This window comes from Psychrobacillus antarcticus, assembly GCF_029533155.1.
GTDB lineage: Bacteria > Bacillota > Bacilli > Bacillales_A > Planococcaceae > Psychrobacillus > Psychrobacillus antarcticus.
Genome location: NZ_JAIZDB010000020.1, coordinates 21,193 through 33,797, shown reverse-complemented (window position 1 = coordinate 33,797; position 12,605 = coordinate 21,193). Strand labels below are relative to the sequence as shown.

Below are 12,605 nucleotides of genomic sequence, written 5' to 3'. Positions count from 1 at the left end.
AATATTGAAAAATGTGAGGAAAGTCACTGTGGACAAAATACCTATTTGGTAGCATGGATAGTAGTGCTAACCACTTTGGAGGTAATAAAATGTTTAGGAAAAAACGAATTACACCATATATCAATTTGTTAAATAGACCGGATATACACTTCGATATCAGGGATAAAGATATACTGATTCAACTGCAGTTGATTGATTTCACCGAAAAGGATCTTGCTAACCTTAAGCAAATGGAATCATATTTGGTACCCCATATTCCAGGAGCAGTGAAGAACTTCTATGACTCCCTAATGGCAAATGAAGAATTACTCGATATTATAAATAAACATAGTTCACGCAATCGCTTAGAACAAACATTAATAATACACATTGGGGAGTGGTTTGCTGGAGTTTTAAACGAGGAGTACATAGAAAAACGAAAGAAAATTGCTAAAATGCATGTGCATATTCAGCTGAAAACGAAAAGCTATTTAGGAGCATGTTATCAGCTTCAAAACAGTTTAGTGGAAAAAATACAATTAGCTCAATTGCCAATTGAAAAACAACTCGAATTTGTAGCATCTATAAACAAAATAATTAACTATGAGCAACAATTAGTTGTAGAGGCTTACGATAAGTATCTCGAGGAGCAAGTAAGGGAAAAAGAAGATCATATAAAAAGAGCTATCAAAGAAACATTGGGAAGTATCGTTACTAACCTAGAATATCAATCTTCTGAGACAACCACCTCGGTAGAAGAGCTAATTGGAACTACAAAAGATGTGGAGATAGAAGTAGCGAAGGGAATCGAAATCTCACAGAGGACGATTGAAAAAGCCGAAGATGGGAAGCGAATCATACAAACCTTGACGGGTCATTCGCAGGAAATTTACGACAAAACAAAGTCGATGTCAAGCTTAATTATCAAATTAAACCGATCCTCTCAAGAAATTCTAAATGTCGTAAAAATAGTCAAAGATATTGCGACAAAAACAAATTTGCTCGCATTGAATTCAGCGATAGAAGCAGCAAGAGCTGGAGAGTATGGCAAAGGTTTTGCAGTAGTAGCAGAAGAAGTACGTAACCTTGCAGAACAAACAAAAAACTCTGTAGAGCAAATTGACTTGCTAGTTGGCGACTCGAATATTGCGCAACAGGGAGTAGTAAAATCTATTGAAGATGTTCAACGATTAGCGAATAATGGTCTGAACAAAAGTGACCAAACAGCCACTTCTTTAGCGAGTATTTCCTCCATGATTCGTGAAGCAGCGGCTGAATCAGAGATTGTCGGCAAAGATATTAAAGACTTAACTGTTGCAGTGGAATCCATTGGTGCAGCATCCATTCAAATACTAGAGTCGACTAAACTTTTGGATGAGACCATTCAAAAAATCTAGCTTATGTAGGGAATCGGTCGAATAACATCAACAATCGGTTGAATGTCACAAAGAATCGGTCGAATCCAACGAACAATCGGGTGAATTACGCTTACAATCGGTCCAATCACACTCATAAACGGTCGACTAGCACGGGTTTTCATACAACCCTCATTCATTAGTTATAAAAATGTCTATTTCGAAAATCGAAATAATGTGGTAGGATAGTCTAATTAATCAATGAGTTGTGAGGAAAAGAAAATGAGAATAAGAGATTGGGATCGTAGTTTGCAGGTCCGTTTATTTGGTGAGTTTTTTAGTAATTCAAGTTTTTGGATGGTATTTCCCTTTTTAGCGATTTATTTTGCTGATGAATTTGGTACGAGCATGGCAGGGATTTTACTGGTTGCATCGCAAGTATTTTCGGTTGGTGCTAATCTAATAGGAGGTTATTGTGCAGATAGATTTGGTCGGAGGACGATGTTGTTTTTCTCTGCAACAGCAGAAGGGTTAGCATTTATGTTATTTGCGTTTGCGAATTCGCCTTGGTTCGATTCACCGATGCTAAGCTTTGTGGCATTCACGATTGCCGGGATGGCTGGTTCGTTGTATCACCCTGCAAGTCAAGCGATTGTCGCCGATGTTGTGCAGGAAAAAGATCGAAGTACTGTATTTTCGGTGTTCTATACGTCCATCAATATTTCGGTAGTTATTGGACCGATAGTAGGTGCAATATTATTCTTTAATCACCGTTTTATGCTTTTATTAGTTTCCGGAATTATTTTCTGTTTGGTTGGATTGGCTATTAGATTTTTAACCGAAGAGACATTACCGACCGAGGTAAGGGCCAAGATGGCAAGCGGCTCGAATAATTGGATTCAGGTAGTCGTCGATCAGGTTAAAGTTTACGGGTTGATCGTGAAGGATAAGGTTTTCTTCTTATTTGTTATTGCTGGTATTTTGTTAGCACAAACATTTATGCAATTGGATATGCTTATACCAGTTTATATGAAAGACGCGATCGATAAGCAAGTGCTTGGTAATTTGTTTAACAGGGAGTGGTCAGTAACTGGAGAAGGTTCGTTTGGTATTTTGCTTTCTGAAAATGGACTATTAGTAGTGTTGTTCACGGTATTTGTTACGAGATGGATGACGAAGTATCCAGAGAAGTGGGTGTTTTTTCTATCCTCATTCTTATACGCAGTGGCAATGCTTATATTCCCGATGACAGCGAATTTTTGGGTCTTCCTAATTGCGATGGCAATCTTTACATTTGGCGAATTGGCGACAGTTGGATTACAGGAAAGCTTTGTTTCCAAGTTAGCTCCTGCGGATATGAGGGGACAGTACTTTGCGGCAGCAAGTCTGCGCTATACAATCGGTCGTACAATTGCACCTTTAGTATTCCCACTAGTCACATGGATTGGTTTTACATGGACATTTGTAATAGTAGCAGCATTAGCATTACTGAGTGGATTCATCTATCTATTGATGTTTAAAGAATACAATAAACGCCAAAAAGAAATGGCTGCATAAATTGGACAAGGGGCGCTCTCATAATGAGAACACCCCTTGATTTTGTATAGGTATAACATAACTTTTGAATTTTAAATTTCATCCCGAAAAGCTCGGGGAATAATTTCCATGAAAGGTTCCTCTTTCAATGCCGCGGTAAATTGTTCCACTGGTTGCCTTCTAACCTAAGCAACGTAAACCCTACCTTCTTTTACGTCCTTGCGACCCTATAGCCGCTCCAGTGTGAATAAGTATTATCAAAAACACATATAGCAGAATGCCAATCGAAAAACTATGTCGTACCAAATGTTAACTGAGTTATTATCTCACACAATAAAATAAATGTCAAATATGGTCAAAAATAAGGAACTAAAATGATATACTAATTTAATCAAATACTGAGTTAAGTGGGTGAAGAAATGGAGCAGTGGGATATCTTAAATGAGTTTAGAGAGAGCACAGGAAAGGCATGGATAAGAGGAGATGAAATGACTGAAGGAGACTATCATCAAGTAGTTCATATTTGGATTGTGAATGAAAGTGGTCAGTTTCTAATTCAACAGCGTCAACCATGGAAAAAGGGATGGCCAAATATGTGGGACTGTGCTGCTGCAGGTGCTGTTTTAGTTGGAGAAACTAGCGAAATGGGTGCTATTCGTGAGGCGAAAGAAGAAATAGGCATAGAGTTACAAATGGAGCACGCGGAGTTGGTCTTTGCCTTAAAGTTTTCTCGTGGTTTTGACGACCATTGGCTAGTAAAACAAGATATAGAACTAACCCAATTAAACCTACAATACGAAGAGGTAGCAGATGCTAGATGGGCAACAGTGGATGAAATACTCGAACTGGTCGAAAGTGGAGAATTCATTCCTTATCATATTTTAGAATCTCTATTTGAGATTAGTCAATCACCTATTTCTCTGAAGAAAGCTAGTTTATCAGATGCGCAGGAATTATTTAAGATGCAGAAGAAGGTTTTTCAACCTATTTATGAAAAATATCAGGATCATGACACGAGCCCAGTGTTCCAAACGTTTGAAAGGTTTAATGAACGGTTGCAAAAAGGGCACTACTTTAAAATCTATGAATATGGTTTGTTGGTAGGAAGTGTTCATGTTTATCCGAAGTCTCCGGGTATTATGCGATTACATATGATAAATATCCTCGAAGAGTTTCAAGGAAAAGGTATCGCGCAAGAAGTCATGAGACGTTTAGAAGGTATGTATCCTGAAGCAATTAGCTGGGAGCTAGATACGATTAAGCAGGAACAAAGAAATTGCTATTTATATGAGAAAATGGGCTATGTGAAAACAGATGATGAATGGAAGGTAAATGACCAGATGACCCTCATTCACTATATGAAAACAAATAGTTTAAATCATTTGAAACCAATATAAAACAGGCTATCTCTATGCGAGGTAGCCTGTTTGTTATCCAACTGTTACTGCAGAGAAAAATTCACTGTATAGGGCACGCACTATTTTGTTCTCACTACTTTCTTGAACTCCAAATGAAAGGCTGACCTCTGAAGATCCTTGGTTAATCATTTCAATATTTGCACCAGTATTTGCTATGGCGGAAGCAGCACGAGCTGCAAGCCCAGTACTATTGTTCATACCTTCTCCAACAATAACAATCATCGAAAAATGATGACGGAAATGTGCATCATCTGCTTTTAGTTCGTTCATTACACGGTTCATAATACGTTCTTCTTTTTCTGAATCGAGTTGATGACTACGCATGATAACGGAAATGTCGTCCAATCCGGATGGTGTGTGTTCATATGAAATATGCTCTTCTTCTAAAATTTGAAGCAGTTTACGACCGAATCCGATTTCACGGTTCATCAAATACTTGCTTACATATAATATAGAAAATCCGTTATCAGCCGAAATTCCAGTTACAGGACGTTTGTTTGCTTTACGTTTAGCTACGATCATCGTGCCAGGTGTTGATGGATTATTTGTATTTTTAATACATACGGGAATACCGGTTTTAAAAACTGGCATTAATGCTTCATCATGAAAAACGGAGAAGCCGGCATAAGAAAGCTCACGCATTTCACGATATGTAATTTCTTCGATTTCCGCAGGATGGTTCACTACTCTAGGATTAGCGCAAAATACAGAATCTACATCGGTAAAGTTTTCATATAAATTTGCTTTGACAGCAGCTGCTAATATAGAACCAGTGATGTCTGAGCCTCCACGATCGAATGTGCGAAGAGTCCCGTTTGGTGTATATCCAAAAAAGCCCGGGAACACAATAATGCCAGGAAGATTGTTTAATGCATGAAGATTGTCGTATGCCTGTGGCAAAGCTTGTGCTCGTTCAGGAAAATCATTGACAACTAATCCAGCAGTTTTTGGATTTACATATTGAGCTTCAAGTCCAATACTTGTGAAATAAGTAGAAATTAGTTTTGCGTTGTTATCTTCTCCACTTGCTTTAATATTGTCTACAAACAATTCAAGAACGCTTTGGTCTTCACTGATACGTGCACGTAGGTCATCTTCAATGACTTCACAAATAGTTTCATCTAGTTCTAAACCCTGTGCAATTTCCTTATAACGTTCCAATACTTGACGGAGTTTTTCTTCTACTTCTTCATTATGTATCGCTGCAACTGCCAATTCAATCAATAAGTCGGTTACTTTTTTATCATCATCGAAGCGTTTACCGGGTGCAGACACAACAACGAATTTTCGAGATGGATCTGCTTTAACAATTGCAGCCACTTTTTTTATTTGTACTGAGCTTGCAACAGATGTTCCGCCAAATTTGCTTACTTTCATCTAATCAAATCCTTACTTTATAATATAATTGTATTTATGGAAAAAACAAATGGTTTTATACAGTGTACAAATTATATCAATGAAGGTCAATAACTTTATAGTTATTTCTTTAAGTATATTTTTTATAATGCGAACTTTAATTGTGTATTAACTATTATAGTTCGTGTTTTATATCGAAAAATGTATACTAACAAAATTTATACTGAAAATACTACTAGAACACGAATTATGAAAAATAAAAATATTTTTTTAAATGAGAAAACTGCATGAAATCAACGTTTTTTGATGGAAAAATAAAATGGTAGCGTTTTCAAGTTATTTAACTATATTGACAATTTTTTTAATGGTGAGTATGATGTATTTAATTCAATAACACGTGAACAATTTTGACGGAGATAGACTTTACAAAGTGGAGATCTAAAGAGAGCTGATGGTTGGTGTAAATCGGTGGTTTCGTTTGTTAGGTAGCACTCTAGAATTGGTGGACTGAAAACAGAGGATTTAGGTTCATCCGTGAATGCGCGTTAAGCATACTAATTGAGATCTGCGAGATGATTGCAGTAAAATTTGGGTGGTACCGCGTGAGTTATTTATAAGCTCTTCGCCCCTTACATGATTGTAGGGAGTGAAGGGCTTTTTATGTTTTCAAAGGCTATGCAAGAGGACAAAAATATTGTAACAAAAGGAGAAATATAATATGACATTCAATATTCTAATCAGTGATCCACTAAGTGAAGATGGTATTTTCCCATTAAGAGAAGCAGAGGGATTTAATATTGTTGTAGATACCACGCTAACTCCAGAGCAGCTGGGCGAAAAAATTGGCGAGTTTGATGCATTATTAGTTCGTAGCCAAACACAGGTTACTCGTGAAATTATTGAAAAAGGGACTAATTTAAAAATTATTGGTCGTGCGGGAGTTGGGGTCGATAACATCGATTTAACTGCAGCCACGGAGCGCGGAATTATAGTAGTTAATGCTCCAGACGGAAATACAAACTCAGCAGCAGAACATTCTATTGCTATGCTTATGTCTCTTGCTCGCAATATTCCACAAGCCTTCCATTCTTTGAAAAATAAAAAATGGGATCGCAAAACATTTATAGGTGTAGAAGTGAAGAACAAAACGTTAGGTGTCGTAGGCTTTGGAAGAATTGGACAAGAAGTAGCATTTCGTGCCAAAGGACAACGTATGAATGTCATTGCGTATGATCCATTCCTAACGGCTGAAAAAGCAGAGAAATTAGGCGTTCAATTTGGTTCAGTAGAGGATGTTATCAAGGCGGCTGATTTTATAACAGTACATACGCCTCTTTTAAAAGAAACTCGTCATATTCTTAATAAAGAAGCATTTGAAAAAATGAAAGACGGCGTTCAAATTATAAACTGTGCTCGTGGTGGAATTATCGATGAAGATGCATTATACGATGCAATCGTGTCAGGTAAAGTTGCTGGAGCAGCACTAGATGTATTTGAGGAAGAACCATTTGTAGAGCATAAATTATTAACACTACCACAGGTTATTGCTACACCTCATTTAGGTGCCAGTACAATAGAAGCACAAGAAATTGTAGCAATCGATGTTTCTTATGACGTTGTCAGCTTCCTGAAAAATGGGACTGTGAAAAATCCAGTTAACCTTTCTTCTGTACCAAATGATGTACTTGCTAAAATTGAGCCATTTTTTAACTTAGCGGAGAAATTAGGTTCATTCCTAAGTGACCTTGCAGAAGGAGTACCGGAGGAAGTTAATATTACTTATTCTGGCGAATTAGCAAATTTAGATACTCGTCCATTATCACGTAATGCTGTAAAAGGCCTTCTAAAAAGCAAATTAGGTGAATCAGTTAATGATGTAAATGCAAAATTCCTTGCAGACCGTTTAGGAATAACTGTAAACGAATTAAAAACAACGAAATCAAAAGGATTTACTAGTTTGATAACGGTTGAAATGAAAACAGCATCTGGAACAAGAAAAGTTGCGGGTACATTGTTAAATGGCTTAGGTGGTCGTATTGTACGTATAGACGACTATATCGTAGACGTAGTCCCATCTGGTTACTTATTATTTATCCGTCATAAAGACCAGCCGGGAGCTATTGGGCGTGTAGGGACATTACTTGCTTCTGAAGGTATTAATATCGCTGCGATGCAAGTGGGACGTTCAGAAGTAGGTGGGGACGCTATTATGATGATTTCTATTGATAAACATGTCGAAGAGTCAGGTATTGATCAACTTAAAGCATTAGAAGACATCTTTGATGCAACACCAATTGATCTATAAGGGGATTGTTATTGATTGTTATCCGCCCGAGAGCAGAGCGCATACGCCCAAGCTAAGTGGCTATCTGCCCGAGATGCGACGAAAAGCCCGAGGTTGATCGTTATGCGCCCGAGAGCAGAGCGTATACGCCCAAGCTAAGTGGCTATCCGCCCGAGATGCGACGGAACGCCCGAGGTTGATCGTTAAGCGCCCGAGAGCAGAGCGTATACGCCCAAGCTAAGTGGCTATCCGCCCGAGCCACGACGGAACACCCGAGGTTGATCGTTATGTTCCCGGGAGCAGAGCGCATATGCCCGCAACAAACAAAAAAGGTGGATCTACGACAAAGTAATTGTCGTGGATCCACCTTTTGCTTATGCAAGCAGGGTTAACAGCTCCCGTAAGTTTTCAATTGTATAGGTAGGCTTTACTTCTTCACTGCTAAGCTTTTCCTCGCGGTTGATCCAAACAGATTGCATGCCGACTCTAGAGGAACCTAGAATGTCGGTCATTAGATTATCACCGACCATCAATACTTCATCTGCCGTTAGACCGACAATTTCTAGTGCGTGTTCAAAAATGGATGGATCGGGCTTCCCTTTACCGAAGGATCCAGAGATAAGTATATGGTCAAAATATGGGGCGATCTCCGGAGTAATTTTCAGTTTAATATTTTGTAGACTTGGTGAACCGTTTGTCATTAGTAGCAATGTATACTTTTCTTTTAATTGACCTAACACTTCATAGGTTTCTTCATATATAAATGGACTTTCTTTTCGCATTTTTGGAAAGTATTCTGCTAGTTCTCTTCCTAATTTTTCATTATCAATCCCTAGTTTTTTTAATCCCAGTGTCCATGCTAATCGTTGATACTCCGGTATGATGACTTTCATTTTTTGGAAATCCTCTGAAGGGTCGTCAAATGTTCCCCATAATCCTTCAAAGGGGTTGATGCCGATCATTTGAGTGAATGGACGTGTTTCGTATGTATCGTATAATGCACTTGCTTCAGCACGTACTTTTTGTTCTAAAGCAAGTGGATCTACATGAACTTGTGTCGCTGCATATGCACATGTTTTGTGAAACGCTACGGCCACGCTTTTATTATCCCATAGTAACGTATCATCTAAGTCGAAGAAAATTGCTTTTTTCATTCACCATAAACCTCCAGCACGTATTTACTTAATACTTTACCGTACTAAAGATATCGTGTCACTAGAAGGAAAGGAATTTTTCGAGAATTCCACCTTCCAGAATAATTCCTTCTATATCTTTGATGGTAATCGGAAAATAAGGGAAGCCATACGCGTATGGAGTCAATTCATACAATTGGAAATAAATAACAAGTGAGTGATCTGCGATGTAAAAATCTTGATCAGTTCGTATTTGTGTAAAATCTTCTATCAGAGGCACATCCCACTCGACCAATTTTTTGTTAATCATCTCAGAGAGAATTTTTACATAATTACTACCCGGTTTAAACAGCTCACTTAGTAAGTATTGTTTACCTGTCTTTACATCGAAAGTGAGTGATCTTGTGATGGTATGTCCGTGCGCGCCACCTGCAAATGAATAAACGGTTAAACTTAAGCTTAGAACCCCACGATTATTCGTTTTGATCTCATAGTTACCGATCATCTCAACTAAAAACTCACTGTAAAATCCTTGATCGATTAATAGTGTGTTTAGTGCATGAATAATAGCTGCATTTATCTTTTTTTCTACTGCAGGATGAGGTAAGTTAGTTACAATAGGATAATACACGTTAATCTTTGGTGAACTTTTTCTAATATATTTCGTTTCTATACGAACAGGTAAATTCAAGGCACACAACCTTTCTTCGGTAATAATAAATAATATGAGTGGGAGAGGAATCATATGTTTTTAAATAGAGTAACCCTTTTCAAAGAACCTCAAATGGAAAGTCAATATCCATTCACAATTCCAGCTATTAATAACTTTAAAGAGTTAGAGTTAACCTCTCCGGTAACTTTTTTTGTAGGAGAGAATGGGACAGGAAAATCGACTTTATTAGAAGGAATCGCGGATAAGTGTGAGTTTAATACAGCTGGAGGAAGTCGGAATAACTTATATGATGTGGATGCTGCAGAAAGTGCGTTGGGGAAATACCTAAGACTTTCCTGGATGCCAAAAGTAACGAATGGTTTCTTTTTACGGGCAGAATCTTTTTACCAGTTTGCTTCACATATGGACGAACTGGAAAGAGAAAATCCTGGTAAGGGTGCACTAGATGGTTATGGTGGAAAATCCCTTCATGAACAATCACATGGAGAGTCTTATTTATCTTTATTTCTAAATCGCTTTAATGGGCAAGCTATCTATATGTTAGACGAGCCGGAAGCGGCATTATCACCACAGAGACAATTAGCTTTTTTACGTATCATGCATGATTTGATCAAGGAACAGAATTGCCAATTTATCATTGCAACACATTCTCCTATAATATTAGGATTTCCAGAGGCAACGATCCTAAGTTTTGATAACGGTGAGATTGAAGAGATAGAATATGAAATGACCGGGCATTATCAAATTACCAAATACTTTTTAGACCATCGGGAAAAATTTTTAGAAGAGCTATTTGAAGGTGAGTAGATAAATGCATGTAATTATAAATTATTTAGATGATATGTTATTTTTTATAGGGATCGCGTTCCCGTTGATTGTCATTTGGCGACTGCTCCGCTGGAAGAAGAGAGGATTCCAGTTAAAAGAAACTTTACATGAGCTTGGAATTTTAGTGTTTTTCTCTGTCCTTGTTGGTCTGTTTTCTCAAACAATAATACCTAATACAGATGATGTGCCTGCCTATACCACTGGTGTAAACTTAGAGCTATTTCGTGTCGTAGAAGAAACGTATAATTCCATTGTTTATTTAGGGTTTTGGCAGCCGTTTTATATTAACTTCCTCGGTAATATTATTCTTTTCATGCCTATTGGTTTTCTGTTACCACTTCTTTTTAGAAGGATGGAGTTTTTTATATTTCCAGTATTTGTTGGATTGTGTATCTCTTTGTTCATTGAAATTATGCAGATTCCGCAAAGCAGGAGCAGTGACGTTGATGATTTATGGCTGAATACGCTCGGGGCTTTTCTAGGCTATGTATGCTATTACTTTATTCGGAGAGCTTTCCCATCATTTACAGCTGCTTTCAAAAGAGTAAAAAAAAGCAAGTTTATGAAACGTGAAAATGGGTAATTATATAGTTGATAAAACTTTGTAAGGAGACATTGAAATGAAGATTATGAAAGAATCACAAACAGAGCAAAAACGTGAGGACATTATTGAAGAATTTGTAAACAAAGGTGTATATAAAGTTGATGGTAGACAATTATATGAGTTGAATTTTTATGAATTAATGAAGGAATATACAATTGAAGAGGAAAGTAAATAAGTGCCTGTTTAAAGGGCACTTTTTTTTGAACAAACCTCTATTATCTATAAATAATAGTCGATAAAGAAAATATGGTACACTTGACTTAAATACAGATAAGGTGGAAAAAAATTTGACTTTTATAACTAATTTAAATGAGACATTACAAAAAAAATGGCAGGATGCAAATTTTGCAACACCAATGCCAATACAATCCCAACTAATCCCGCATATGCTAGATGGCTCTGACGTCGTTGCAGAATCTCCAACAGGAACAGGAAAAACACTTGCTTTCGTACTCCCAATATTGCAGAAAGTTGATCCTACCAAGAAACAAATTCAAGCAATAGTAATCATTCCTTCTCAAGAACTTGGTATGCAAATTGTGGAGGTATTCCGTGAATGGGTAAAAGATACAGACATTTCGGTTGCACAATTAATCGGTGGAGCAAATATTAACAGACAGATTGATGTGCTTAAAAAGAAGCCGACAATTATTGTTGGTACTCCAGGTAGATTACAAGAACTAGTGAAGATTAAAAAACTAAAAATGCATGAAATAAATATCGTTGTTCTAGACGAGGGAGACCAACTTTTAAGCAGAGAGCATCGTACAACTGTGAAAAGTTTAGTAGACGCAACAGTAGAAAGCCAACTAATTGTAACTTCTGCAACAATTACGGAAGAAATAGAATTAGTAGCTGAACGTATGATGAAGAATCCTGTTCGAATTCAAGTTTCCGCAGAGGATATGCCTTCACAAGGGGAAGTTATACACAGTTTCGTGAAGACAGAACCTCGTGATAAAACTGAATTATTACGTAGAATTTCTTATTTAAAAGGCATGCGGGGCCTAGCGTTTGTAAATAGTCTAGATCAGCTATTAATGAAGGAAGCGAAACTTTCCTACAGAGATGCACCGATTGTATCGCTTCATTCTGAAATGAAAAAAGACGAACGCAAGAAAGCACTAGATGATTTTAAAAGTGGTAAGGTAAGTTTACTGATTGCTACAGATGTGGCAGCAAGAGGCTTGGATATTACTGGTCTTACACATGTTATCCATGTAGATGTACCACATTCAATTGAACAGTATTTACATCGATCAGGACGTACAGGTCGTGCGGGAGCAGATGGAGAGGTCATGACATTATTAACTTATGCCGATGAAAAGACCTTTAAAAAATGGACAAAAGAGCTTCCGAAAAAGCCCATTCAAAAAGTATGGTATAAAGGCGAGTTAATCGAAGGAACATCTAAAACGATTACTCAAAAGGGGAAATAG

The 12,605-nt window shown here is 37.4% G+C and carries 12 protein-coding genes and 1 other annotated feature; of the genes, 8 read left to right on the top strand and 4 right to left on the bottom strand.

Annotated features, from left to right (window positions below; all coding sequences use genetic code 11):
- The first annotated feature begins 89 nt into the window (after window positions 1–89).
- A complete protein-coding gene (locus LDK52_RS12295) occupies window positions 90–1,376 on the top strand; it encodes a globin-coupled sensor protein (protein WP_277586247.1) in 1,287 nt (428 codons plus the stop codon).
- On the opposite strand, the gene LDK52_RS12290 is transcribed toward LDK52_RS12295, so the two are convergent.
- On the bottom strand, window positions 1,373–1,519 hold the full coding sequence (locus LDK52_RS12290; RefSeq protein ID WP_277586246.1) for a hypothetical protein: 147 nt from the start codon (window positions 1,517–1,519) through the stop codon (window positions 1,373–1,375). The genes LDK52_RS12295 and LDK52_RS12290 overlap by 4 nt on opposite strands.
- A 97-nt stretch (window positions 1,520–1,616) precedes the next feature.
- Between LDK52_RS12290 and LDK52_RS12285 the strand changes: the two genes are divergently transcribed.
- Together LDK52_RS12285 and LDK52_RS12280 are read left to right on the top strand one after the other, a co-directional pair.
- Window positions 1,617–2,891, top strand: a complete 1,275-nt coding sequence (locus tag LDK52_RS12285) for an MDR family MFS transporter (protein ID WP_277586245.1) — start codon at window positions 1,617–1,619, stop codon at window positions 2,889–2,891.
- 398 nt (window positions 2,892–3,289) lie between these two features.
- Complete coding sequence (locus LDK52_RS12280; RefSeq protein WP_277586244.1) at window positions 3,290–4,267, top strand: bifunctional NUDIX hydrolase family protein/GNAT family N-acetyltransferase; 978 nt, start codon at window positions 3,290–3,292, stop codon at window positions 4,265–4,267.
- Window positions 4,268–4,300: 33 nt separating this feature from the next.
- Here the strand turns inward: LDK52_RS12280 and LDK52_RS12275 are convergent, their stop codons facing one another.
- Window positions 4,301–5,665, bottom strand: coding sequence for an aspartate kinase (locus LDK52_RS12275; RefSeq protein ID WP_277586243.1), 1,365 nt, complete (start codon window positions 5,663–5,665; stop codon window positions 4,301–4,303).
- A gap of 377 nt (window positions 5,666–6,042) precedes the next feature.
- Window positions 6,043–6,277, top strand: a binding site (T-box leader).
- Window positions 6,278–6,362: 85 nt separating this feature from the next.
- Between LDK52_RS12275 and serA the strand changes: the two genes are divergently transcribed.
- The gene (serA, locus tag LDK52_RS12270) at window positions 6,363–7,949 is read left to right on the top strand and encodes a phosphoglycerate dehydrogenase (protein ID WP_277586242.1); all 1,587 of its coding nucleotides are present in this window, start codon (window positions 6,363–6,365) and stop codon (window positions 7,947–7,949) included.
- Between the two features lie 353 nt (window positions 7,950–8,302).
- Here the strand turns inward: serA and LDK52_RS12265 are convergent, their stop codons facing one another.
- Both LDK52_RS12265 and LDK52_RS12260 read right to left on the bottom strand, forming a co-directional pair.
- Window positions 8,303–9,082 carry an HAD family hydrolase gene (locus LDK52_RS12265; protein WP_277586241.1) on the bottom strand — a complete coding sequence of 260 codons (780 nt, stop codon included), beginning with the start codon at window positions 9,080–9,082 and terminating at the stop codon, window positions 8,303–8,305.
- Window positions 9,083–9,143: 61 nt separating this feature from the next.
- On the bottom strand, window positions 9,144–9,752 hold the full coding sequence (locus LDK52_RS12260) for a DUF3298 and DUF4163 domain-containing protein (RefSeq protein ID WP_277586240.1): 609 nt from the start codon (window positions 9,750–9,752) through the stop codon (window positions 9,144–9,146).
- Between the two features lie 54 nt (window positions 9,753–9,806).
- Here LDK52_RS12260 and LDK52_RS12255 point away from each other — a divergent pair, with 54 nt between their 5' ends.
- The 4 genes from LDK52_RS12255 to LDK52_RS12240 all read left to right on the top strand — a co-directional run bounded on the left by LDK52_RS12255 (window position 9,807) and on the right by LDK52_RS12240 (window position 12,605).
- On the top strand, window positions 9,807–10,541 hold the full coding sequence (locus LDK52_RS12255; RefSeq protein ID WP_277586239.1) for an AAA family ATPase: 735 nt from the start codon (window positions 9,807–9,809) through the stop codon (window positions 10,539–10,541).
- 4 nt (window positions 10,542–10,545) lie between these two features.
- Complete coding sequence (locus LDK52_RS12250) at window positions 10,546–11,145, top strand: VanZ family protein (RefSeq protein ID WP_277586238.1); 600 nt, start codon at window positions 10,546–10,548, stop codon at window positions 11,143–11,145.
- Between the two features lie 37 nt (window positions 11,146–11,182).
- On the top strand, window positions 11,183–11,341 hold the full coding sequence (locus tag LDK52_RS12245; protein ID WP_277586237.1) for a Fur-regulated basic protein FbpA: 159 nt from the start codon (window positions 11,183–11,185) through the stop codon (window positions 11,339–11,341).
- 112 nt (window positions 11,342–11,453) lie between these two features.
- Window positions 11,454–12,605, top strand: a complete 1,152-nt coding sequence (locus LDK52_RS12240; RefSeq protein ID WP_277586236.1) for a DEAD/DEAH box helicase — start codon at window positions 11,454–11,456, stop codon at window positions 12,603–12,605.